This is a genomic window from Pseudomonas sp. Hz4 (genome assembly GCF_054898165.1).
The window spans coordinates 2950593-2974188 of sequence record NZ_CM142719.1 but is presented as its reverse complement, the minus strand read 5'-3'; the positions used below and the strand labels follow the sequence as shown (position 1 = coordinate 2974188).

Sequence of the window (23596 nt, the reverse complement as noted above, 5' to 3'; positions counted from 1 at the left end):
AAAATCCTAATGAGTAAATTTGTACGTATTGCTATTGTCGCTTTTCTGCTCAGTGGCTGTGCGCTCGCCAATAGCCATTCAATGCCTTACAAATCCTGGTTCCTAGGATTCTCGGCCCCCGACTACATGGAGGTTTGGATCGAAACGGCGGATGTAATAGATGTTCAAGGCCAAGTTTATAGACGTGCGATGAGTGGCGTTGCTTCAATACTAACGCCCCCCAACAACCCCGGCGACCCCCGAGGCTGGCCGAAAAGAGCTGGCATCGGCAGCGGTAAGCATGTAACAGGGGCCGACTTACCCAAGAAAATCTATGTGCGTTGGCAATCGCTGGTCGAGCCTCAAACGTACAAGATGGCAATTGATGTACCCGAGTCGACTCGCGAGATCATGCGCAAAGGCGAAAAAGTTTTCTGCGCTGCCGACGGTAAATGGATCACCGGATATCGTCAGTCAATCGGTATAAGGCTGGTCCCCGGAGGTATCGCTAAAGTCTGGGTAGGAGGTCCCTGCATGGCACCGATCGAAGTAACTCGGGTCCAAGCTGAGATTGATCCGCGTGGCCCCTATGAAGGTAAGTCTGGCGGTGAGTACGACACGCTCTCCGATGAATCCAAAGCCTACGTCGAAAAATTTGGTGTGCCGTATGACTCTTGGTAGTGGCCAGCCACAAAATCCTAATGAGTAACTTTATACGTGTCGCTATTGCCGCGTTTCTGCTCAGCGGCTGTACATCTGCTAGCAGTCATTCAATGCCTTACAAAGCTTGGCGCTTGGGTTTTTCAGCGCCTAATTACATGGAAGTCTGGATCGAGTCGGCTGATGTGGTCGATATTCAGGAACAGGTGTATCCACGTGCGATGAGTGGCACCGCTGCCATACAGACACCTCCGAACAATACAGGTGACCCTAGAGGGTGGCCTAAAAGACCAGGTGTGGGCAAAGGTAAGAATGTAACTGGGGCGGACTTACCCCAAAAGATCTATGTCCGCTGGCAGTCGCTAGTCGAGCCGCGAACTTACCAGATGGTGATCGACGTACCTGACTTGACCAGGGAGATCATGCGCAAGGAAGAAAAAGTTTTTTGCGCATTTGATGTAACCGCTCCATGAACTACACATTCAAAGCGCTCCCCTGATGTCGGATGCTGTGCTCCCGTTTTTTCTCCGGAGCCAGCCCCGCCATGATGAGACCCGACGCCAAAGTCGAAAAGGTGTACCTCTACCCCAAGCCCGTGGACTTCCGAAAATCCATTGATGGCCTCGCGGCACTGGTCGAGCTGGATATAAAGGTGGCGGTGTTCGATCCGGTGCTTTTTGTCTTCCTCAACAAATCCCGGAACCGGGTGAAGATCTTGTACTGGGAGCGCAACGGCTTCTGCCTTTGGCTCAAGCGTCTGGAGTCCGAGCGGTTCAAAACTTCACCCGATGAACTGGATGAGGCCATCGTGCTGACGGTGCAAGAACTGAACTGGTTACTGGATGGGTTTGACCTCTGGCGCAACCGGCCGCACAAGGTTTTGACTCCAAGGTTTGTTGCCTGACGGGTATAATCCAGGGCATGCGACCATTGCCCGAAAACCTTCCTGACGATCCTGTACTGCTCAAACAGATGCTGCTTGAGAGTTACGAAGCACGCTCGCGCGAGCAGGAAGTCAAAGACGCTTACGCCACCCACATTGTTGATCTGAAAGAACAGATCAAGCTGTTGCGTGATCGTATCTTCGGGCGCAAATCCGAGCAGACGGTCGAGCCCAACACACCGCAACTGGCACTGTTCAACGAGCCCGAAAGCGAGCCGATGCCTTCAGTCGGCGACGCTGACGAAGAAGTCGTTGCTCCGACTCTACGCCGTGGTAAGCGCAAACCCTTGTCGGCTGATCTGCCGCGTATCGAAGTCATCCACGAACTGCCCGAACACGAACTGACCTGTGCCTGCGGTTGCCGCAAGCATGTGATCAGTGAAGAAACCAGCGAACAGCTGGACATCGTGCCGATGCAGATCCGCGTGATCAAACATATCCGCAAGGTTTACGGCTGCCGTGGCTGTGAAACAGCGCCGGTCACCGCCGACAAGCCCGCTCAATTAATCGAAAAGAGCATGGCCAGTCCAAGCGTGTTGGCGATGCTGCTGACCACCAAGTATGTCGATGGCTTGCCGCTGCATCGTTTTGAAACGGTGCTAAGCCGACATGGCATAGAAATCCCGCGCCAAACGCTGGCCCGCTGGATTATCCAGTGCGGCGAACATCTGCAACCGTTATTGAATCTGATGCGCGAGCGGTTGCTGGAAAGTCCGGTCATCCACTGCGATGAAACCCGCGTCCAGGTACTCAAAGAGCCGGATCGAGACCCGACCAGCCAATCCTGGATGTGGGTGCAAGCAAGCGGCCCGCCGGATCGCAAAGTCGTGCTGTTCGACTACACCTCCAGCCGTGCGCAGGACGTACCGCTGCGTCTGCTGGAAAGTTATCGCGGCTATGTCATGACCGACGATTACGCAGGCTATAACGCGCTGGCGTTGCAACCGGGCGTGGAACGTCTGGCGTGCATGGCTCATGTACGTCGCAAGTTCGTGGAAGCACAGAAAGTGCAGCCCAAGGGCAAGACCGGGCGTGCCGATATCGGGCTGACGATGATCAACAAGCTGTATGGCATCGAGCGTGAGCTGAAAGACGTCAGCGACGAGCAGCGATTTATCGGTCGGCAGGAAAAGAGCTTGCCGATCCTCGCCCAGTTGAAAAGCTGGCTGGATAAAACGCAGTCCCAAGTGACACCGCAAAGCGTGCTGGGTAAAGCGGTTAATTATCTGGCGAGCAACTGGCTTCGGCTGGAGCGTTACGTTGAAGCTGGTTTTTTACCTATCGACAACAACGCAGCGGAGCGTGCAATAAAGCCGTTTGTGATCGGGCGCAAGGCCTGGCTGTTCAGCGATACACCCAAAGGCGCCACCGCCAGTGCGCAGATCTATAGCTTGGTCGAGACCGCCAAAGTCAACGGCCAAGAGCCCTATACGTGGCTGCGCCACGTACTTGAGTGCTTGCCGCATGCCTCCTCGGTGGAAGACTACGAAGCCTTGCTGCCGTGGAACTGCTCGCCGGAAATGCCACGGTAAACGGGAAGCGCATCTGGCGGTAGGTGTGCTTCATGGATCGCATACCATTTGATGGCAAGTGGATAACAGAATACCGCAACGCACTAGTTATCAATTTGGCGCCCGGTGGTATAGCCAAAATGTGGGTGATGGGGTCGTGTCTGCCACCGATAGAAGTCACTAGGGTAAAGCTGAGATTGATCCGCGTGGCCCGTACGAGGGCGAATCTGGAGGTCACCACCGGCCCCTTTCAGCAGTTTCCAAAGCCTACGTCGAAAAATTTGGTGTGCCATATGGCTCGTGGTAATAACAGCACTGTCAAATAATTAAATCCACCCCTTAAAGTCACCGTTTTAATGCGAAAGCTTAAAGTTCCTAATGGCCATGGATTCAAGGTTGTACGCCTCAAGTAAGCATCAAATAGATCAAACACCCGGCCATAAACAATCCAGCGCCGACGGGCGCTGGATTGTCTGTAAATGTTAGAAGTCAGACCGGCGCCTTCCACCCCATCATCCGCTGCTGAGCAACCTTCAGCAAATCGCACCCATGCGTCAGCAGATAAAGCGCATGCGTAATGTGCGGAATGTCTTGAACATCACCGTTCCTGAAACACTGGCAATGGAGCGTTTCAAGTAACTGGCTGGAGGCTCGAATGCGCTGTAAAGCGGCTTCGAGAATGTCTTGGGGATCGGCCTCTGTATCGATGACCATTGGGTTTGAGTCGGTAACGCTGCTTTTGATTGAGCGATAGCGATCGGGGAATGGATTTAGCGTAGGCATAGTAATTACTCGATGATTAGTCAATAACCGCCAGCACCGTGACCAAACGATGGGAGGCGGACTGTGTACAGGCTTGGTCAACCGATACCATCAAATCGGCTCGCCCGAAGGCGTCCCGCACACAGCCGCCATTGCAACGCACTACGAGGACATAGATGTCCGCAGCGCGAATGATGGCACACAAATGTGTGAAGGCATCAGGTGACCAAACCTGCTCGCTGATTTGCAGCGAGGTCAAACAGTAAACGCTGATAGCTTGCCGGCGAAAGACGACAAAGAGTCCAAGCGTGTAGGACCGGGCCGAAGCTCCCTCAGTTTTTTTACCCGCATGAACTCTCTGTCAGAAACATCATCGCGACAGACGGCATTCAGCGGTGTTAACCATCGCTTAACCCCGCGGTCCAAAACTTTACTGGACCGCACGCCTTCAGACTCTTCTGACGCCCAGTGCGGCAGGTTCGGCGCCTCACACCCCGAGCTGACTTTAAGCCTGCACCGGAGAACCTTCATGAACATGCGCACCTTGCTGATGACCACCGCCCTCGCCTGCACCGCGTTCGCCGGACTGGCTCAGGCCAATGACACTTCAACCGCCCAGGCCACGCCCTATCACTACGGCATGCCGCTTCATGTGGGTAAGGTCGTTGCCCTGACTGAACCGAATACGCTGGATTGCAAAGTGATAACGGCCGAGATGAAGTACATCGACACCTCGGGCAAACCTGCAGAAATCACCTACCGGAAGCTTTCCGACGCTTGCAGCTATCAAAACTGACTGAAAGGTCTGATTCAACACGTTGCGGTATTCCTGTGAGGGGTTCTAGCGCTATGCTTTGCGCCTCCCCCCACTGCCGCAAGGATTAGCCATGCAGTTATCGTTTCGTACCTTGTCCATCTTCACGTCCCTTCTGTGTTTTTTGCTAACCCTGGTCTGGGGTTTGATGCCAGACGGGTTGCTGTCAATCTGGAGCATCGAATACTCGTTGGCGGTGGGCGTTGTTGCGCGGCGCAGCGCCATACTGTTCGCGGCGTTGGGCGTAATGTTTTATCTGGTACGAAACGAGGCGCCTTCGATTACCCGCCATGCGTTGAGCAATGGCTTCATGGTCGGCTGTTGGGGGTTGGCAGTATTGGGCTTCGGCGAATGGCTCAATGGCCATGCCGGTCCGGGCATATTGCTCGCGGTGGTGGTCGAGTTGGCGCTGGGTCTAGCTTTTCTCCAGACCAAGCGCGTGTCGGTGGGACTCGAAACCGTGGGCTAAAGCGCTTTCCTGTTTGGATGCAGAGTCTGGGCACCCGCCTGATGCTCCATGTCAGAACGAAGTCCAGCAATCAGGTCGTTGATTTCTCGACAACCATTTAGCTGCTTAGCATTTATTCCGGTCTTCATTAGGTCGAGGTGATCGGTTTCACGATCGGAATACACCTTAACGGTCATAGACAGGTCCGGCGACAGCGTGCACTGACAACGTTTCGGCAGAAAACTGCTTTCAATGATATTGCGAAGTTCCAAGGCAGAAAGAAACATGTCAACCCTCTCCTTAATGTGAGACTGCCAATGAGCTATCGATACTGACTCAATGAAATCCTCGGTCAGCTCAAGACCAGCTTCAGCATAAAACATGCCCAGGATTTCGCCCTGCAGCTCATCGGTAAATCAAAGATTTAGCGAAACCACCGCTAAATGGCCTCATGCAATCTGCAAGAAAGGCCGGTTGTAGCCCTGCAAAATGCACACTTCCCTGATGATTGCATTCGCAGCTGACGGCAGTAAGAATGCGGCCAGACTTTCAGTATCCGCCGACCCCACACACACGCAAGGAGGCATCATGGGTTCTTTGACCTTAATCACTACCGTTGGGCTGATTGTTGCAGAGCTATCGACCGTCGCTCACGCTTCAAAACTCGAAGAAGTCGTGCCGTTCCCCAAAGCCGAGAGCGGTTTTACCCGCCAGGTCATACGCCTTGCCCCACAGACTCAGGAGGACAGCGTCCAGGTCGAGATCCTCGCCGGCAAAACCCTGACCGTCGACTGCAATCGCCAACGACTGGGCGGTATTCTCGAGGAGAAAAACCTCGAAGGCTGGGGTTATCCGTTCTACCGACTGGAAAAAGTTATCGGTCCGATGAATACGCAAATGGCCTGCCCGGATGGCAAGAGCAAAAAGGACTTCGTGCCGGTGGTCGGTGACGGGTTCATGCTGCGCTACAACAGCAAACTGCCAATCGTGCTTTACGTGCCCAAAGACGTCGAAGTCCGTTACCGGATCTGGTCGGCGTCGAGCAGGGTTGAGAAAGCCATCCAGGAATAACCCGCCACAGGAGCGCCATTTTGATTACCTGCCACGTCAAATATGTGATCGATCCGTATCAACTCAGCGAATTCGAAGCCTACGCCAAGGCCTGGCTGGGCATCGTCGAGCGTTTGGGCGGTACGCACCACGGATACTTCCTGCCGTCCGAGGGCGCGAGCAATATCGCCTACTGCCTGTTCAGTTTTCCTTCGCTGGCGGACTACGAGAGCTACCGGCGTATCGCGATGACTGACGCCGAAAGCGCCGCGCTCGTGGCTTCGCTGGTCGAGAAGAAGTTTATCGTCAGTTATGAGCGGACCTTCCTACGTCCGCTGCTGGCCTGACATCCCTTACACCGGGGCGCCGCTCAATGTGGCGCGTTCGGCGACATGCCGCAAACTATCAAAATTGATGTTGGCCCCCGAGTCGATGGCGACTAGGGTCTGGCCTCGGCTACCGGTTTGCGCCACGTATTTTTTGATGCCGGCCACGGCCAATGCACCGGAAGGTTCGGTGATCGAGCGGGTATCGTCGTAGATATTTTTGATGGCGGCACAGAGTTCGTCGTTGCTCACGGTAATCACTTCGTCGACGCAGAACCGGCAGACTTCGTAGCCATAGGCGCCGATCTGCGCCACTGCCACGCCATCGGCGAAGTTTCCTACACTGGGCAGGACAACTCGCTCACCCGCCTGTAATGCGGCGTACAGACAGGCGGAATGTTCTGACTCGACGCCGATGATGCGGACTTCAGGTCGCAGGTATTTGACGTACGCCGCAATGCCAGCGATCAGGCCACCACCCCCCACCGGCACGAAGATCGCGTCCAGCGGACCCTGATGCTGACGCAGGATCTCCATGGCGACGGTGCCCTGCCCGGCGATCACGTCCGGGTCATCGAAGGGCGAGACAAAGGTGCGACCGGTTTGCCGCGCCAGGCTCAGTGCATAGTCCAGCGCAAACGGAAAACTCTCGCCATACAGCACCGCATCAGCGCCCCGACTGCGCACACCGAGCACCTTCAACTCCGGCGTGGTGCATGGCATCACAATCGTTGCGGCGATCCCCAATTCACGCGCCGCCAGCGCCACGCCCTGGGCATGATTGCCTGCCGAAGCCGTGATCACGCCGCGAGCCTTTTGCTCATCGCTCAGTTGCACCAGTTTGTTGTAGGCACCGCGGATCTTGAAGGAAAAGGTCGGCTGCAAGTCTTCGCGCTTGAGCAAGATCTGATTGCCGAGGGCCTCGGACAGCGCCGGTGCCATTTGCAGCGGCGTACGCACCGCAAGTTCATACACTGGCGCGGCAAGGATCTTTTTCACGTATTGCTCAAGCAAGGCCTGCTGGGCGGGGATGCTGCTCATGGTTGTCTCCTGACTTTGATCGGAGCCCAAGAGACAGAAAGTAAAAACCCGCCTCTAGGGCGGGTTGGGTGCTGCAGTCGTGAGCTAGCCCGCCAAATAAGGAATGGCGGTAATAATGCTTGGCTGGCAGCGCAATACGGTGGAAGTCATGGCTGGAAATTAGCCGGGCGCTGAAGGCAAGTCAATGGCCAATTTTCCTCGGCCGCTGTAGGCTGGCGATTCTGCTCATCGTCCCAAGGAAGGAAATCATGAAGAGTGTCGTCCTGCCCCTCATTGCCCTTATTGCCTTTGCGGGTTACACCGTTTCGGTGATGCTGCAGGCCGAACAGTCGTTGATCGATTTCGGCATCAGCCTGATGTTGCGACCTGATACTGCGCAGGTGGTGATTGATTTGTACCTGCTGGCGACATTAGCCGGCGTGTGGATGTACAAGGATGCGCGCAAGCGTGGGCAGTCGGCGTGGTCGGTGATGCCCTACTTGCTGATCACGGCGATTTTTGTGTCCGTTGGGCCGTTGTTGTACCTCGTCGTCCGTGGCTTGCAGGATCGGAGAAAGGCCGTCACTTTGCCAGTCGCCTGAGCCCGAGCACCATCACTCCTGCTCCAATCATCATCGCGGTCAGAAACAGCGGATATGAAACCCACCACGACACGCCCGCCGTCATCATGCTGAACTCGGACATGCCGCCAATACTTGCAATCAGGTTCAGCGGCAGAAACACCACATTGATCAACGTCAGTTTGCGCAGCAGGTTGTTCATGCTGTTGTTCATCAGATTGCCCCGGGCGTCGATGAGGCCAGAGAACACCGTGGAGTAAATTTCCGCCTGTTTGTAGCACTGGTTGTTTTCGATGATCAGGTCGTCGATCAGCCCAATGGCTTCGGCGCTGAAATGTTCCTTTGCGGCGTGATTGCGCAACCGGGTCAAGACTGCGCCGTTGCTGTGAATCGCGTTGATGTAATAGATCAGGCTTTCGCTGAGGTTGAACATCTGGATCAGGTGCTGGTTCTGCATCGACGCGTTGAACTTCTGCTGCAATTCCCGGGCAACCAGCTTGATCACCTTCAGGTGGCCCAAATAGTGATGGATGTTGTTGAACAGCAGGTCGAGCAACACATCCAGCGGCGTGGTCAGAGGCTGGCGCATGCCGAGGCCACTGAGCGGCGAGTCGTCGGTGGCGATCACCAGCAAACGATGCTCGGAAAACAGCAAACCGCAGGACGACACTTCGAAGGCCAGGCTGCCGGCACCGGAATAGTTTTCCGGGCGTTTCCAGATCAGGAACAGGTTGTCGGGGTGAAACTCGATGCGTGACACCTCGTCAGGGTCCAGGGCCGAGGCCAGGGCGTGTTCATCGACTTTGAAATGGCTGTGCAGCAAGTCCCGCTCGGCCGCATCGGGGTTGTTGAACAGCATCACTTCGGCGTCCAGCCGTTCGACCGCTTTCAGGGCGCCGTGAATCAGTTGAAAGCTCTTGATCATCCGCCGCTCACCAAGCCTGGCCGCGGCGCTTGAGTTCCAGGCGACGAACGAACTCTTCCAGCACCAGTGAATACAGATCGTCCTGCAAGAAAGCGTCTTCGATGCCGGCGTCCATGTTCGGGTTGTCGTTGACCTCGATCACCACCACTTTGTCGCCGGACTGCTTGAGGTCGACACCGTAGAGGCCATCGCCGATCAGGTTTGCAGTCTTCACCGCCAGTTCCACCACCGCCCGCGGGGCTTCGTGAACGGCCAGGGTGCGGCATTCGCCGTTGATGTCCTGGCCCTTGGCCTTGTGGTTGTAGATCTGCCAATGGCCCTTGGACATGAAGTACTGGCAGGCAAAGATCGGTTTTCGGTTAAGTACGCCGATGCGCCAGTCGTATTCGGTGTAGAAGAACTCCTGGGCCAGCAACAGCACAGAATGTTCAAACAGTTCGGCCGTGGCTTCGAGCAAGGCTTGCTGGCTTTCGACCTTGATCACACCCCGAGAAAAACAGCCGTCGGGAATCTTCAATACCAATGGGAAACCGAGGCGCTCGCCCACTCGCTCAAAGTCTTCCGGTCGCTCTTTGTAGAGAATCTCGGTGGCGGGCATGCCCAGTTGATGGCTCTTGAGCAGATCGGTCAGATACACCTTGTTGGTGCAACGCAGAATCGACGCCGGGTCGTCCATCACCACCAGTCCTTCGCTCTCGGCTTTCTTGGCAAAGCGGTAGGTGTGATTGTCGACGCTTGTCGTCTCGCGGATCAGCAGCCCGTCGTATTCGGCGATACGCGCGTAGTCCTTGCGCTCAATCAGCTCGACGTCGATGCCCAACCTCCTGCCAACCCTGACGAAGTTGTCCAGCGCCTTGGCATTCGACGGTGGCAACGCTTCCTGGGGATCGTGGAGGATTGCCAGGTCATAACGGGCCAAACGCCGGGAACGCGGCACGCGCCAGATCTTTCGGCTGAAACTGTCGAGTGAGTTAGCGAACTGGTCTTCCTGATCTTCACGCAACTTATGTAAGGTGCCGGACTTTATGCCTTCGATGTGCCAACCATTCGTTCGACGAAACTCAACTAACAATATCGGACACGGAAAGACTTCGAACAACTGTCGCGCCAGATCCTGCAACGGTTCGATATTAGTTTTGCCAAAGTACAGTGTCAGGGTAAAGCCTTCGGTATCGCTGTAAAGATGATGACTGAGGGCTTTTTCCAGGGTTTTATCCAGATCATCCAGGGCCAGGCCGTACAAGGATTTTCGAGTCAGTTCGCTGATGGTCCGCACCGACGGAATCACCTTGTGCCCACGGGCTTCGGCCAGCAGCGAGCAGTAATAACCGTGTCCCAGGTACTTGTAACTGCGGCACAGGTTGATCACCTGGACCCGCTTGCCCTGCTCGTTCGCACGGGTTTTTTCGAGGTACTCCTGGGCGCTGACGATGTCTTCACTGGGGAAGTAGGAGGCCCAGTCTTCCTTGCGTTCGACGATGATAATCAACTGGCTGGAAGTTCTAACCCCATCATTTAAATAAGTTGCTGCCGGCAAAGTTTGCTCGGATACTTCGCGCCAATGACCCTGTACCGCTGACATAGTGATTGATCCGTTGGAGAACTAGACCTTTCCTATTAAGCACGACATTTTTCGAAAGTCCCGTTTCGTTACGCAACTTTTACGGTGGTCATATGAATCTGGTTTTTCGCCTGGCGGTCGTTGAAGACTTGCCGGCACTGCTGGAACTTGAACAACAATGTTTCACCACGGATCGGCTTAACAGTCGCAGTTTTCAATGGATGATCACCCGGGCCCACGGGCAACTTCTAGTGGCCCAGCGTGGCGAGCACGTGGTCGGTTACGCCGTGGTGCTGTTTCACCGGGGGACTTCGCTGGCGCGCCTTTACTCGATTGCGATCGCCACCGAAGCGCGCGGCAGTGGGCTGGGCAAGCAATTGCTCGAACGCATCGAGGTGAGCGCCCTTGAGCACGACTGCGCCTACCTGCGCCTGGAAGTACGCATCGACAACCCCGCGGCGATTGCCTTGTATGAGCGCAATGGCTACCGGCGTTTTGCTCTGATCCATGACTATTACCAGGACCATGCCGACGCGCTGCGGCTTGAAAAGCGCATTCTTCAGCACCGCGACTCACGCAATATCAAGGTACCTTATTACCCGCAGACCACCGATTTCACCTGTGGCCCGGCCTGCCTGCTGATGGCCATGGGTGCACTGCAACAGGATCGCGTGCTGGAGCGCCGCGAAGAATTGCAGATCTGGCGCGAGGCGACCACCGTGTTCATGACCGCCGGCCACGGTGGCTGCAGCCCTCAAGGCCTTGCATTGGCGGCCTCACGGCGGGGGTTTAGGGTGGGTCTGCAACTGAGCATGGCGGGGCCGTTGTTTCTCGATGGCGTGCGCGATGAGCATAAAAAAGACGTAATGCGTCTGGTGCACGAGGAGTTTACGCAGCAGTTGCAAGCCACTGACGTCGAACGGGTGATTGGAGGGCCACTGGATCTGCGCCGGTTGCTGGACGCTGGCGGCCAGCCGTTGGTGCTGATCAGCTGTTATCGACTCACCCGCTCGAAGTCACCGCATTGGGTGATCGTCACCGATTGCGATGAAGAGTTCGTGTACCTGCACGACCCCGATGTCGACCACAGCCAGCATCGTCAGCCCATGGATTGCCAGCATTTGCCGGTCAGTCATGGGGAGTTCGACGAGATGTGCAGCTTCGGCCGAGGCAAGCTTCGGGCTGCGGTGATTCTGTTTGCCCGAACGTGACGTCGGGCAAGCGTCGGACTGGTTACTTCAATCCGACTTTGTACAACGCCCCGTCTTCTTCATCGGTCAACACATACACATACCCGTCCGGCCCCTGCCGCACATCGCGAATGCGCTTGTTAAGTTCGCCGAGCAAACGCTCTTCGTGCACCACTTTGTCGCCGTCAAACTGCAAGCGGATCAACTCCTGACTCACCAGCGCGCCGATAAACACGTTGTGCTGCCAGGCCTTGAAGCGATCAGCATCGTAGAACGCCATGCCGCTGAGGCCGGGGGACTTTTCCCAGACATGGTGCGGTGCGACGGTGCCTTCGGCGGATTTACCGTTGGCTTCCGGTATCGGCTGGCCAGAATAGTTGATGCCGTGAGTTGCCATCGGCCAGCCATAGTTCTTGCCTCGCTCGATGATGTTGATTTCGTCGCCACCCTGGGGACCGTGCTCGTTTTCCCAGAGGGTGCCGGTCCACGGATTGAGCGCCGCGCCTTGCGGATTGCGTTGGCCATAGGACCAGATTTCCGGGCGTACGCCGGCCTGACCGACAAAGGGGTTGTCATCCGGCACCTTGCCGTCCGGATAGATCCGCACGGTCTTGCCTTGCAGCTTGTCGAGGTCCTGAGCAGTCGGCCGGTCGTTGTTCTCGCCAAGGGTGATGAACAGATAGCCGTCGCGGTCGAACACCAGGCGCGAACCAAAGTGGTTACCAACCGAAAGCTTGGGCTCCTGGCGGAAAATCACTTTGAAATCCTTGATGGCGGTCAGGTCGTCAGACAGACGTCCGCGACCGACCGCCGTCCCGGCCTTGTCGCCCTCGCCGCCACCTTCGGCATAAGACAGATAGACCGTGCGGTCTTGCTTGAAGTCAGGCGACAACACCACATCCAGCAGACCGCCCTGCCCCTTGGCCCAGACCTTTGGTACGCCACTGAGCGGAGCGGAACGTTTACCGTCGGCGCCGACCACCCGCAGGTTGCCGGATCGTTCGGTCACCAGCATCCCTTGCCGATCGGGCAGAAACGCCAAGGCCCAGGGATGTTCGAGCCCTTTGGTAATCTGCGTCACCTCAAGGGTGCCCTGTTCGCTTTTCAAATTCTGGGTCGGCGCCGCGAAAACGGGTGTCGTGGCGGTGATCAGTGCGCCGGTACACAGTGTGGCCAGAAGAGTCTTACGCAACATGCACGATTCCTTTTGTCGTTCGAATGGCTTGAAAAAACGCTGCCCTGCCGTTCAACGGTTGCTGGTGTCCGCATCTCGATGAGGTGGATTGGGGATGAATTTCGGTGAGTTGGCGGGAGGCGGCCGGTCTTGGGGATAGCGGTTGCCAACACCACCATTGTCAAGTGTCGGTGGGCGCGGCACGGGCACTGTGTTCGGCCCACGGATGGCCGGCGCGCTGGGTTGCGTGCCTTGCATGCTGTTGGGATTGGCCCGGCGAATCGGGCTGTTGTAAGGATTGCTGGTGTTGCCCGTCGGGCTCTGGGCCAACAGCAATGAAGAAGCTGACGCTGCGCTGTCAGCGTGGGCCAGATTGCTCAGCACGCCACTCAGTGCCAACGCGGTGCAGCCGAGCACAAATCTGTTCATGGGGAGCCTCTCGACATCGGCGTGGATAGGGTCTTCGATAGCACGCTACGCCCGAGGTTCGGATTTGTTAACTAAAACCTCCTTCACATGATGTAACACCAGTTGACTCCACCGCCGATCCGCCCGCCTGACCGGGCCACAACCCGCTGAAACTTTTGCACAGCGTCACCGGTCACCTGAACATCACTCGCGAGAAGACGACAATGGCACGGGCAATCTGGAAAGGCGCAATCAGTTTCGGTCTGGTGCATATCCCTGTCGCGCTGGTCTCGGCGACGTCTTCTCAAGGGGTGGATTTCGACTGGCTCGACAGCCGCAGCATGGACCCGGTGGGCTACAAGCGTGTCAACAAGGTCACCGGCAAGGAAGTCACCAAGGAACACATTGTTAAAGGTGTGCAGCACGAAAAGGGTCGGTATGTGGTTCTCAGCGAAGAGGAAATCAAGTCGGCGCACCCACTGTCCACTCAGACCATCGACATCTTTTCCTTTGTCGACAGCGAACAGATCCCACTGCAAAACATCGATACGCCCTACTACCTCGCACCGGATAAACGCGGCGGCAAGGTGTATGCGTTGTTGCGCGAAACCTTAAGCAAAACCAACAAGGTCGCCCTCGCCCACGTTGTCTTGCATACCCGTCAGCATCTGGCGGCGCTGATGCCACTGGAATCGGCGATGGTGCTGGTGATGCTGCGCTGGCCTGCCGAAGTGCGAAGTCTGGATACGCTCGAGTTGGGCAGTGAAGTCACCAAGCCCGAACTGGCCAAGGGTGAACTGGACATGGCCAAACGACTGGTTGAAGACATGAGCGCCGACTGGAAGCCCGAGGATTATCGCGACAGCTTTGAAGACAAGATCATGGCGCTGGTTGAGAAGAAGGCTAATGAAGGCAAGATCGAGGATGTGGAAACGGCGACGGGTGAAGAGGAGCGTAAAACCGCGGATGTCATTGATTTGACCGAGCTGCTTAAACGCAGTTTGGGGGGCAAGAGTGCGGGTAAACCAGCAGCCAAAACCAAAACGACTGCAGACAAAAAAGCCACGAAGACTTCCCGTGGGTGATTGATCGTTATGCGGTGATTGTAACGGCCCCATCGCGAGCAAGCTCGCTCCCACATTTTGACCGCGATCTAATGTGGGAGCGAGCTTGCTCGCGATGGCCTCATCCGCAGCAACACAATATTTAGATCAACACAAAAAACGCCAGCAACCCACCTAAAATCGCCCACTTTTCGAGGTAATAAAGTTTGCGGTTACGTTTTTTGAGCGCCTTGCCCCGAAGGCGAATTTTATAAATTTTGGTGAACAGGCGATTGATACCGCCGGTCTTGTCACCCACATCGTTCGGCGCGCCCGCCGCCGACATCACGTTACGGCTGAACCAGCCATTGAACACCGTCGCCCAGCGATACTTCATCGGACGCTCAACGTCACAGAACAGAATGATGCGGTTCTGCTGGGTGGTGTTTTCGGCGTAATGAATGAAAGTCTCGTCGAACATGACCGCTTCACCGTCGCGCCAGTGGTAGTTCTCACCATCGACGTTGATGTAGCAACCGGCATCGTTCGGTGTTTCCAGGCCCAGGTGATAACGATAGGAACCGGCATAAGGATCGCGGTGACGGACCAGTTTCGAACCCGGTGGCAACTCAGCGAACATCGCGGCCTTGATGGAGCCGATGCTTTGCACCAGTTCGGTGGTACGCGGGCAGAGTTTCATGGCCGAAGGATGACTGTCGCCGTACCACTTCAGGTAGAAACGTTTCCAGCCAGTCTTGAAGAACGAGTTGAAGCCGACGTCGTCGTATTGATTCGAGCGCTTGATCTCTCCGGCCTTGAGCAGGCTCTGGCCCTCGGCGCGAATTTCTTCCCAATGGTCCTGCAACGGACTCAGATCAGGGAAATCGGCCGGGTTGAGATATGGCTTGCTGGGGATTTTCGAGAACAGATAAAGGAAGCAGTTGATCGGCGCCAGAAACGTCGAGTGGTCGCTCAGTTGGCGGCCCAGCTTGTGGCGCACGCGTCCGCGCAAGTGAACGTACGTAATGGATGCAATGTAAATAGCGGCGATGATCAGTTTCACAGAAGTCGTTACACGTCAGAAGTGAACAAACTGCGTCCCTTGCCGACCCATCGGCCCAAGGGTCTCGTGCGGTGTCTGAAATATGAAACAACGGCCCGGTGGCGCGTCCTTGAGCGTATGCCGATTGTCGGCATCAGGTTGGTAGACGGCAGTTTAGCCACAGTTTGTAACCAATAGTTAACCTTCAACGGTGAAAATCTGTCCGCTGATGCTGCCAAAGCGGCCGTGCGGCCTTAACACCCTATCGTTTAAAGAGCCAGACCAGTACAATCGCCGCCAAACATTACGCGCCCCCCTTGGTTGATGACGGGAATGAACCCCGTCTCAGCGCACTTCGACTCGGGCCAAGCGCTCCATATGCTGCTGTCCACTTATTGCCAGATGGACCTTCCGCTTCTGACCGGGATGCAATTCCTGTGGTTCGAATACGGAAACGGGTACTGAATCGGTACTGCCGCAACCCTAGCTACTCTGAATGCTTCGCAGGAAAAACCTTTGATCTCTACAGCTAACATCACGATGCAGTTCGGCGCCAAGCCGCTATTCGAAAACGTTTCGGTCAAGTTCGGCGCGGGCAACCGCTACGGTCTGATCGGCGCCAACGGTTGCGGCAAGTCGACCTTCATGAAAATCCTCGGCGACGACCTCGAGCCATCCGGCGGCCAGGTCATGCTCGAACCGAACGTGCGTCTGGGTAAATTGCGCCAAGACCAGTTCGCTTACGAAGAATTCACCGTGATCGATACCGTGATCATGGGTCACGAAGAGCTGTGGAAGGTCAAGGCCGAGCGCGACCGCATCTACTCGCTGCCGGAAATGACCGAAGAAGACGGCATGGCCGTGGCAGAACTGGAAACCGAGTTCGCTGAAATGGACGGCTACACCGCCGAATCCCGTGCTGGCGAACTGTTGCTGGGCCTGGGTATCGGCATCGAGCAGCACTTCGGCCCGATGAGCGAAGTGTCCCCAGGCTGGAAACTGCGCGTATTGCTGGCGCAAGCGCTGTTCTCCGATCCTGAAGTGCTGTTGCTCGACGAACCGACCAACCACCTGGACATCAACACCATCCGCTGGCTGGAAAACATTCTGACCCAGCGCTCCAGCCTGATGATCATCATCTCTCACGACCGTCACTTCCTGAACAGCGTGTGCACCCACATGGCTGACCTGGATTACGGCGAACTGCGCCTGTTCCCGGGCAACTACGACGAATACATGACCGTGGCGACCCAGTCCCGCGAGCAACTGCTGTCGGACAACGCCAAGAAGAAAGCGCAGATCTCGGAACTGCAATCGTTCGTCAGCCGTTTCTCGGCCAACGCCTCGAAAGCCAAGCAGGCCACTTCCCGCGCCAAGGCCATCGACAAGATCCAGCTGGCCGAGGTCAAGCCTTCGAGCCGTGTGAGCCCGTTCATCCGTTTCGAACAAACCAAGAAGCTGCACCGCCAGGCGGTCATCGTCGAGCGCATGGCCAAAGGCTTCGACGGCAAGCCGCTGTTCAAGGACTTCAGCTTCCAGGTTGAAGCGGGTGAGCGCGTGGCGATCATCGGCCCGAACGGTATCGGCAAAACCACCCTGCTGCGCACCCTGGTCAACGAACTGACCCCGGATGCCGGCACCGTAAAGTGGACCGACGCCGCGGAACTGGGCTACTACGCCCAGGACCACGCGCACGACTTCGAAGACGACTGCAACCTGTTCGACTGGATGGGCCAATGGACTCTGGGCGGCGAGCAACTGGTTCGCGGCACCCTCGGCCGGATGCTGTTCTCCAACGACGAGATCCTCAAGTCGGTCAAGGTCATCTCCGGTGGTGAGCAAGGTCGCATGCTGTTCGGCAAGCTGATCCTGCAAAAGCCAAACGTGTTGATCATGGACGAACCGACCAACCACTTGGACATGGAATCCATCGAGGCGCTGAACCTGGCGCTGGAGAACTACCCGGGCACGCTGATCTTCGTCAGCCACGACCGTGAGTTCGTATCGTCCCTGGCCACCCGCATCATCGAGTTGAGCGCCAGCGGCGTGATCGACTTCAGCGGTACTTATGATGACTACCTGCGTAGCCAGGGCGTAGTGTTCTAAGCGTCTGCTGCAACTGAAAAGCCCTGTCCCCTGTGACGGGGCTTTTTGCATTTCAAGGTTTAGCATTTTTGTGGTGCTGAAACCTTCGCGAGCAGGCTCGCTCCCACAGTGGACCGCGACCTGATGTGGGAGCGAGCCTGCTCGCGAAGAGGCCCTCAAGCTCGAGGAATATAGTTAGCCTGCTTTCTTTTATTCCATGCCCACGCCATGATGCAGGTCTCCCACCGCCGCCCGCGAACGAGCCCTCATGTCTGTGCAGCAGCTGCCACCTCAAAGCTCTGTGTCGATCACCCTGCAGATCGTCTCCATCGTCCTCTATACCTTTATTGCCTTCCTCTGCATCGGCCTGCCGATTGCGGTGTTGCCGGGGTATGTCCACGAACAACTGGGTTTCAGCGCGATCATCGCGGGGCTGACCATCGGCTCGCAATACTTGGCCACCCTGCTCAGCCGCCCAATGGCGGGGCGCATGTCGGACAGCATCGGGACCAAGCGAGCGATTGTTTACGGGTTGTCGGGGATTGTGTTGAGCGGCGTGCTGACGTTGATTTCAACGCTGCTGCAAAGCTTTCCATTGCTGAGCCTGCTGATCCTGATCGCTGGCCGCTTGTTGCTGGGGATTGCCCAAGGCTTGATCGGGGTCGGCACCATCAGTTGGTGCATGGGTCAGGTGGGCGCTGAACATACCGCGCGATCGATCTCCTGGAACGGCATCGCCGCCTACGGCGCCATCGCCATTGGTGCGCCGCTGGGGGTGGTGATGGTGGGTGAGCTGGGATTCGCCAGTCTTGGGATCGCGCTGTCGGTGCTGGCGTTGGCGGCGTTGTTGCTGATCCGAAACAAACCTTCGGTGCCGGTGATACGCGGCGAGCGCCTGCCGTTCTGGGCGGTGTTCGGGCGCATTGCACCGTTCGGCGCGAGCCTGAGCCTCGCCTCCATTGGCTACGGCACGTTGACCACCTTTATTACCCTGTATTACGTCAGCCGCGGTTGGGCCGGCGCTGCTTATTGCCTGACGGTGTTCGGCGTTTGTTTCATCCTGGCGCGGTTGCTGTTCATCTCCAGCATCAACCGTTTCGGTGGATTCACCTCGGCCATTGCCTGTATGAGCATTGAAACGGTGGGCCTGGTGCTGCTGTGGCTCGCGCCTTCGACCGGTTATGCACTGATCGGCGCAGGCCTGACCGGGTTCGGTCTGTCGCTGGTCTATCCAGCGTTGGGGGTCGAAGCAATCAAGCAAGTGCCTAACTCCAGTCGCGGGGCGGGATTGAGTGCTTACGCGGTGTTTTTCGATCTGGCGCTGGCGATTGCCGGGCCGTTGATGGGCGCGGTGGCGTTGAACCTGGGGTACACGTGGATTTTCTTCAGCGCGGCGTTGCTGTCGGTAGCAGGATTAGGCCTGACACTGTTGTTGAAACGCCGTGCGATGAGCGCCTGATTACTGATCCGCGGTCTGCATCCCGGCCCTGTCCGGTTTGCCCAGCGCGTGAGAGAAGAAGCGCCCGGCTTCGGACACCAGGGTGCGATGGATGTCTTTGCGGTCGACGCCATCGGCATCGGTGCACAGCGCCGGCATGGCAATGATCTGCTCTTCATTGCAAGGCGCCATAAACACAAAGTGCCCTGCCCCGGCCAGCAACTTGAAGTCCGGTGCGATCGGCAGTTTGCGCGCCAGGGCGGCGGCATTCTTGTCGAACGCCACCAGTTTGTCGCCGTCGCCGCTGTATAACAGCACCGGCACATGCACGTCGGCCAGGGTATGGCGGCCAAACTTCAGGCTCAGCGGCGCCATTAGCAGCAAGGCGCGAACCCGAGGGTCAGCCACCGGTTGCAAGTCATCACGGTCGACAATCAATTCGCCTTGGGTGTTGCAGGCATCGCGGTCGTCCGGGCGCTCCTGACAATAGCGGCGCAGACGGTCCAGGTCTGGCGTCGCGCCGGACAGAATCAGCGCCGTCTCCCCACCTGCCGAATAGCCGATCACGCCGACCTGATCGGCATTCACGAAGGGCGCGAGCATACGGTCGCCGAGCGTCGCGGTAATGGCTTCGGAAATCTGGATGGGCCGACCGTAGAGGTTACTCAACGTACCGAGGCGGCTGTGATCTTTGGAGTTATCACCGGGGTGGATAACCGCCACCACCACAAAACCTTTGCGTGCCAACGACGTGGCAAGGTCGTGCAAGGCCAGCGGGGTTCCGGTGTTGCCGTGAGACAGCATCAGCAGCGGGAAACGGCCGATAGCGACTCGGGTGTCTTCGCCCGCTTCGACTGTGTAGCCGTCGATTTTGCTGGAGTGCTCCTTGTCGCTGGAGGGATAGAAGGCGATGGCGCGCATCGGCTGCAAGTCCAGAGGGTCAAGGACGCTCATCTCATGGAAGCCGGCGCTCCAGTGAGGATGCAACGCAGGCGCGGCGTGCACTGAATTCAGGCTGCTGAGCAGGCAAATCAGTAACGTTGCACAAAGACGCACCATGGGATGCCCCACCTTGTTACTTGACCGGAGACGGTAACCCTCGACTGCATAACTCGGGCCAAGAAATGAAACAGCCAGAAACAAAAAACTCCGTATCTGACACTTGCGTGATCAGAATACAGAGTTTTTTTGGTGTTGCCCGAGCTGTTTGATTTTCTTTACATAAGCCTTACGCGGCGGCGAACAACTGCTCGCTGATTTGTGTGTGAGCGTCGCTCATGGCTTTGGTGCGGACTTCGTCGCCGTAGGCAAGGCCATGGGCACGGACGAACTCGATGTCCGTGATACCGATGAAGCCGAACAGCACTTTCAAGTAATCTTCGTGAGCCACGCCCGTCGCTTGACCGGCATGCAGACCACCGGCAGTCGATACGATCACGACTTTCTTGCCCCCGCACAGGCCTTCCGGGCCGGCTTCGGTGTAACGGAAGGTCTGACCGGCAACGGCGATGCGGTCGATCCAGGCCTTGAGTTGTGTCGGGATAGTGAAGTTGTACATCGGGGCTGCAATCACCACGGCATCGGCGGCCAGGAACTCGGCCAGCGTCGAGGCGCTCAGCTCGGCTTCGTGCTGCTGGGCGGCGTTGCGCAATTCAGCAGTGGTGCCGGCGGCGACCAGGGTGGTGGCGGAAAAGTGGCTGATGGCATCGGCGGCCAGGTCGCGGTAGGTCACCACGGCAGCCGGCTCGGCGGCTTGCCAGGCTTTAACGACTTCGCTGCCCAGCTGACGGGAAGCCGAGTTGTCACCAAGAATGCTCGAATCGATATGCAGCAATTTCATGTGGGATCTCCAGTGAGGATCGCTACGCGGCGATCGGATGGAGAGAATCCTACAGGCGAAACCAATAGATGATTAGACCGCAACAATGCGATAGTTCGTCCCACTGATAGAACAATCGAGCTCAACCATGCAAGACCTCAATGATCTTTACTATTTCGCCAAGGTGGTTGAAGCCGGTGGCTTCGCTGCGGCCGGGCGTTTGCTCGGGATTCCCAAGTCGCGTTTATCACGGCGCATCGCTGAGCTGGAAGAACGTCTGGGCGCGCGTCTGCTGCAACGCACCACCCGACAACTGAAGCTGACCGCTGTGGGTGAACGGTACCTGCGGCACTGTCAGGCGATGCTGCTGGAAGCCGAGATGGCGGATGAAGCCGTCGCCAGCATGTCCAGCGAACCTCGCGGACGTTTGCGTGTGTCCTGCCCCGTCGGGCTGGCCCACCAAATTCTGCCGACAGTGATTAGCGATTTCCTTGAAAAGTTTCCTCAGGTTCAACTGGAAGTCATGCTGCTCAACCGCCGCGTCGACCTGGTGACCGAGGGCGTCGATGTCGCGCTGCGGGTGCGTGAGTTGGGCGACGAGGATCCGCTGCTGGTCACTCGACGTTTGCGCCAGGCACAGATGGCGATGGTCGCCAGCCCCGCATTCTTGCACGGACGTGAAATCAACCACCCCGAAGACCTGAAAAACCTGCCCGTGCTCGGCGCCCTGGAAGCCGACCGCATGGTTCATATACGCATGCTCAACCAACAGGGCAAAAGCGTTGAGTTGAGCCTTGAAGCGCGATTGGGCATCGATGACTTTATCGTGCGCAAGGCCTGCACCCTCGCTGGTCAGGGTTTTACGATGCTGCCGATGATGTATTGCGAGCAGGAACTGGAAAATGGCTCGCTGGTGCAGTTGCTACCCGATTGGTCGCTGCCTGGCGGCTGGCTGCAAGCCGTCTACCCTCATCGGCGCGGGGTGATGCCGGCCGTACGCGCCTGGCTCGACCATTTGATCGAATCATTCAATGCCTGTGGGGACCGACTGATATGAAGGCTGGACGTATGAGCGAAAAGGACGTCGCGCAATTCTGTCTCGCGCTGCCGGGTGCGCGGGAAGACTACAAGTGGGGTGGCGTGCGGGTGTTTTCGATTGCGGGGAACAAGATGTACGCCTTGCAGAATCTGCGGGGCGACTCCTTGGCCTTCAAGGTCGACAAGGACGTGTTTCTCGGTCATTGCGACCGCCCGGGAATCCGCCCGGCGCCGTACCTGGCGCGGGCTCAGTGGATCATCATGGAAACGCCCTACCCTTTGGGCACCGAAGAGCTGCAAGGCTTGTTGCAACGTTCCCATCAACTGGTGGTGAGCAAGCTGCCCAAGCGTACCCAGGTCGGACTGCTGCTTTAAAACAGCGCCAGCAGATTGGCCCCCAGGAACAATTGATCGATCCAGAACACTTGATGCAGCAGTACGATCACCCAGAAGATCAGCTGAAACGACACTTTGCGCGTCTTGTGCCGAAACAGCTGCTGTGCCAGCAAGGCGCCCGGCCAGCCACCGGCGAGCTCCACCGCATGCAGCACGTTTTCCGGCGTGCGCCAATTGTCGGTACGAGCCTTGCGCTTGTCTCGCCAGTACAAAAAGAACGCCAGGGCGCTGACAATCCCGTACGCCGCCAGGGGAATCACCGAAACCCCGCGCAGCCACAACGACATCGCGCCGAATAGCGGGAGCGCGCACAGGACCGCGAACACCAGCAGTTTCAGCCGAGGTTTGCGGATCTCTCCACCAGGCGTGCGTCCAGGGTTGTTGCGCGTTCTGGCGTCATTCATGGCTTGACCGCGGCCCAGTCAACCCAGCCAAACTGCCAGGTGGCCAGGATGACCAGACCGAATGCGATGCGATACCAGGCGAACGCTGCGTAGCTGTGGCTGGCGATGAACTTGAGCAGGCCTCTGACAGCAATCATTGCAAAGATGAAGGCGGTGACGAAGCCGATCGCGAACACCGGAAAGTCAGACGGTACGAACAGGTCGCGGTATTTGTAGCCCGAATACACTGCGGCTGCGACCATGGTCGGCATCGCCAGAAAGAACGAGAACTCGGTAGCGGTCTTGCGTGACAGCCCGAACAGCAAGCCACCAATGATGGTCGAGCCGGAACGTGAAGTCCCGGGAATCATTGCCAGGCACTGGGCGAAGCCGACTTTAAGGGCATCTTGCCACGTGATCTCATCAACGGATTCGGCATGCACTTCATGCTGACGCTTTTCGGCCCACAACATGACGACTCCGCCCACCACCAACGCTGCAGCGACGGTAATCGGGTTGAACAGGTATTCGTGGATCAAATCGGAAAAAATCACCCCCAGTACCACGGCCGGCATGAAGGCAATCAACAGGTTCGCGGTAAAGCGGCGAGCGCCAGGCTGCGTTGGCAAACCGGTCACCACCTCGAGGATCTTGCGCCGAAACTCCCACACCACCGCCAGAATCGCCCCCAGCTGAATAATAATGTTGAAAGCAATGGCCCGCTCGCCACCGAAGTTGAGCAAGTCCGCCACGATAATTTGGTGACCCGTACTGGAAATGGGCAAAAATTCCGTCAGCCCTTCTACAACGCCTAAAATCAATGCCTGCAAGGCGGTCCAAAGATCCATCAATCCCCCAAAGGCGATGCGTAAAAGCATGCCCCGTTAATATGTGTCAGAGCGTTAACTGCGATCAGCGTAGCTGACGTCCCGCGCGCGCAGGATCCAGACGAAAACGTAAAAAATTCCGTGAAAAATCAACCTGGATTCAGGTTTTTCCG

26 protein-coding genes and 2 pseudogenes are annotated in these 23596 nt (G+C 57.1%); 16 read left to right on the top strand and 12 right to left on the bottom strand.

The window, feature by feature from the left end; all coding sequences use genetic code 11:
- The first annotated feature begins 9 nt into the window (after positions 1 to 9).
- The 5 genes and pseudogenes from ACYZTR_RS13595 to ACYZTR_RS13575 form a co-directional block, all read left to right on the top strand.
- A complete protein-coding gene (locus ACYZTR_RS13595; protein WP_461979545.1) occupies positions 10 to 660 on the top strand; it encodes a DUF2931 family protein in 651 nt (216 codons plus the stop codon).
- Positions 661 to 680: 20 nt separating this feature from the next.
- A complete protein-coding gene (locus tag ACYZTR_RS13590; protein WP_461979543.1) occupies positions 681 to 1112 on the top strand; it encodes a DUF2931 family protein in 432 nt (143 codons plus the stop codon).
- 71 nt (positions 1113 to 1183) lie between these two features.
- On the top strand, positions 1184 to 1543 hold the full coding sequence (tnpB, locus tag ACYZTR_RS13585; protein ID WP_461979541.1) for an IS66 family insertion sequence element accessory protein TnpB: 360 nt from the start codon (positions 1184 to 1186) through the stop codon (positions 1541 to 1543).
- 17 nt (positions 1544 to 1560) lie between these two features.
- A complete protein-coding gene (gene tnpC / locus ACYZTR_RS13580) occupies positions 1561 to 3114 on the top strand; it encodes an IS66 family transposase (RefSeq protein ID WP_461979539.1) in 1554 nt (517 codons plus the stop codon).
- A gap of 50 nt (positions 3115 to 3164) precedes the next feature.
- Positions 3165 to 3400 (top strand): annotated as a pseudogene (locus ACYZTR_RS13575) (DUF2931 family protein); the annotation flags it as partial.
- 182 nt (positions 3401 to 3582) lie between these two features.
- On the opposite strand, the gene ACYZTR_RS13570 reads toward ACYZTR_RS13575, so the two are convergent.
- The gene (locus tag ACYZTR_RS13570; RefSeq protein ID WP_461979537.1) at positions 3583 to 3876 is read right to left on the bottom strand and encodes a hypothetical protein; all 294 of its coding nucleotides are present in this window, start codon (positions 3874 to 3876) and stop codon (positions 3583 to 3585) included.
- A gap of 508 nt (positions 3877 to 4384) precedes the next feature.
- Here ACYZTR_RS13570 and ACYZTR_RS13565 point away from each other — a divergent pair.
- Together ACYZTR_RS13565 and ACYZTR_RS13560 are read left to right on the top strand one after the other, a co-directional pair.
- On the top strand, positions 4385 to 4651 hold the full coding sequence (locus tag ACYZTR_RS13565) for a DUF2790 domain-containing protein (RefSeq protein WP_461979535.1): 267 nt from the start codon (positions 4385 to 4387) through the stop codon (positions 4649 to 4651).
- 91 nt (positions 4652 to 4742) lie between these two features.
- Positions 4743 to 5138: a hypothetical protein gene (locus ACYZTR_RS13560; RefSeq protein ID WP_461979533.1), complete on the top strand. Its 396-nt coding sequence runs from the start codon at positions 4743 to 4745 to the stop codon at positions 5136 to 5138.
- On the opposite strand, the gene ACYZTR_RS13555 is transcribed toward ACYZTR_RS13560, so the two are convergent.
- Complete coding sequence (locus ACYZTR_RS13555; RefSeq protein WP_461979531.1) at positions 5135 to 5404, bottom strand: DUF1652 domain-containing protein; 270 nt, start codon at positions 5402 to 5404, stop codon at positions 5135 to 5137. The two genes, ACYZTR_RS13560 and ACYZTR_RS13555, sit on opposite strands and share 4 nt — an antisense overlap.
- Positions 5405 to 5705: 301 nt before the next feature.
- Between ACYZTR_RS13555 and eco the strand changes: the two genes are divergently transcribed.
- Entirely contained in the window at positions 5706 to 6188 is a 483-nt protein-coding gene (gene eco, locus ACYZTR_RS13550) for a serine protease inhibitor ecotin (protein WP_461979529.1), read from the top strand.
- 20 nt (positions 6189 to 6208) lie between these two features.
- Positions 6209 to 6514: an NIPSNAP family protein gene (locus tag ACYZTR_RS13545; RefSeq protein WP_461979527.1), complete on the top strand. Its 306-nt coding sequence runs from the start codon at positions 6209 to 6211 to the stop codon at positions 6512 to 6514.
- A 24-nt stretch (positions 6515 to 6538) separates the two neighbouring features.
- On the opposite strand, the pseudogene ilvA reads toward ACYZTR_RS13545, so the two are convergent.
- A pseudogene (gene ilvA, locus ACYZTR_RS13540) lies at positions 6539 to 7534 on the bottom strand (threonine ammonia-lyase, biosynthetic); the annotation flags it as partial.
- Between the two features lie 248 nt (positions 7535 to 7782).
- Between ilvA and ACYZTR_RS13535 the strand changes: the two are divergent.
- A complete protein-coding gene (locus ACYZTR_RS13535; RefSeq protein WP_461979525.1) occupies positions 7783 to 8115 on the top strand; it encodes a DUF2834 domain-containing protein in 333 nt (110 codons plus the stop codon).
- Here ACYZTR_RS13535 and ACYZTR_RS13530 read toward each other — a convergent pair.
- The gene (locus tag ACYZTR_RS13530) at positions 8096 to 9019 is read right to left on the bottom strand and encodes a magnesium transporter CorA family protein (RefSeq protein WP_461979524.1); all 924 of its coding nucleotides are present in this window, start codon (positions 9017 to 9019) and stop codon (positions 8096 to 8098) included. The genes ACYZTR_RS13535 and ACYZTR_RS13530 overlap by 20 nt on opposite strands.
- A gap of 7 nt (positions 9020 to 9026) precedes the next feature.
- Positions 9027 to 10601 (bottom strand): RimK family protein, encoded by a 1575-nt coding sequence (locus ACYZTR_RS13525; protein WP_461979522.1) that lies wholly within the window; start codon positions 10599 to 10601, stop codon positions 9027 to 9029.
- Positions 10602 to 10693: 92 nt separating this feature from the next.
- On the opposite strand from ACYZTR_RS13525, the gene rimI reads away from it, so the two are divergent.
- Positions 10694 to 11791: a ribosomal protein S18-alanine N-acetyltransferase gene (gene rimI / locus ACYZTR_RS13520; protein WP_461979520.1), complete on the top strand. Its 1098-nt coding sequence runs from the start codon at positions 10694 to 10696 to the stop codon at positions 11789 to 11791.
- Between the two features lie 22 nt (positions 11792 to 11813).
- Here the strand turns inward: rimI and ACYZTR_RS13515 are convergent, their stop codons facing one another.
- Positions 11814 to 12965, bottom strand: coding sequence for a PQQ-dependent sugar dehydrogenase (locus ACYZTR_RS13515; protein ID WP_461979518.1), 1152 nt, complete (start codon positions 12963 to 12965; stop codon positions 11814 to 11816).
- A gap of 51 nt (positions 12966 to 13016) precedes the next feature.
- Complete coding sequence (locus ACYZTR_RS13510; protein WP_461979516.1) at positions 13017 to 13373, bottom strand: hypothetical protein; 357 nt, start codon at positions 13371 to 13373, stop codon at positions 13017 to 13019.
- A gap of 203 nt (positions 13374 to 13576) precedes the next feature.
- Here ACYZTR_RS13510 and ku point away from each other — a divergent pair, with 203 nt between their 5' ends.
- On the top strand, positions 13577 to 14437 hold the full coding sequence (gene ku, locus ACYZTR_RS13505) for a non-homologous end joining protein Ku (RefSeq protein ID WP_461979514.1): 861 nt from the start codon (positions 13577 to 13579) through the stop codon (positions 14435 to 14437).
- Between the two features lie 121 nt (positions 14438 to 14558).
- Here the strand turns inward: ku and lpxO are convergent, their stop codons facing one another.
- Complete coding sequence (gene lpxO / locus ACYZTR_RS13500) at positions 14559 to 15458, bottom strand: lipid A hydroxylase LpxO (RefSeq protein WP_461979512.1); 900 nt, start codon at positions 15456 to 15458, stop codon at positions 14559 to 14561.
- Between the two features lie 495 nt (positions 15459 to 15953).
- Between lpxO and ACYZTR_RS13495 the strand changes: the two genes are divergently transcribed.
- Positions 15954 to 17543 (top strand): ABC-F family ATPase, encoded by a 1590-nt coding sequence (locus ACYZTR_RS13495; protein ID WP_461979510.1) that lies wholly within the window; start codon positions 15954 to 15956, stop codon positions 17541 to 17543.
- A gap of 247 nt (positions 17544 to 17790) precedes the next feature.
- Positions 17791 to 18981 (top strand): MFS transporter, encoded by a 1191-nt coding sequence (locus tag ACYZTR_RS13490; protein WP_461979508.1) that lies wholly within the window; start codon positions 17791 to 17793, stop codon positions 18979 to 18981.
- Here ACYZTR_RS13490 and ACYZTR_RS13485 read toward each other — a convergent pair whose 3' ends face one another.
- Positions 18982 to 20019, bottom strand: coding sequence for an alpha/beta hydrolase family protein (locus ACYZTR_RS13485; protein WP_461979506.1), 1038 nt, complete (start codon positions 20017 to 20019; stop codon positions 18982 to 18984).
- 169 nt (positions 20020 to 20188) lie between these two features.
- A complete protein-coding gene (locus ACYZTR_RS13480) occupies positions 20189 to 20800 on the bottom strand; it encodes an FMN-dependent NADH-azoreductase (RefSeq protein WP_461979504.1) in 612 nt (203 codons plus the stop codon).
- Between the two features lie 127 nt (positions 20801 to 20927).
- Between ACYZTR_RS13480 and ACYZTR_RS13475 the strand changes: the two genes are divergently transcribed.
- Complete coding sequence (locus tag ACYZTR_RS13475; RefSeq protein ID WP_461979502.1) at positions 20928 to 21836, top strand: LysR substrate-binding domain-containing protein; 909 nt, start codon at positions 20928 to 20930, stop codon at positions 21834 to 21836.
- A complete protein-coding gene (locus ACYZTR_RS13470) occupies positions 21833 to 22192 on the top strand; it encodes an MmcQ/YjbR family DNA-binding protein (protein WP_461979500.1) in 360 nt (119 codons plus the stop codon). Before ACYZTR_RS13475 ends, ACYZTR_RS13470 begins: the two co-directional genes overlap by 4 nt.
- Here the strand turns inward: ACYZTR_RS13470 and ACYZTR_RS13465 are convergent.
- A complete protein-coding gene (locus tag ACYZTR_RS13465) occupies positions 22189 to 22617 on the bottom strand; it encodes a DUF1294 domain-containing protein (protein WP_461979498.1) in 429 nt (142 codons plus the stop codon). The two genes, ACYZTR_RS13470 and ACYZTR_RS13465, sit on opposite strands and share 4 nt — an antisense overlap.
- A complete protein-coding gene (locus ACYZTR_RS13460) occupies positions 22614 to 23444 on the bottom strand; it encodes an undecaprenyl-diphosphate phosphatase (protein ID WP_461979496.1) in 831 nt (276 codons plus the stop codon). The genes ACYZTR_RS13465 and ACYZTR_RS13460 overlap by 4 nt, the downstream gene beginning before the upstream one ends.
- Positions 23445 to 23596 lie beyond the last annotated feature (152 nt).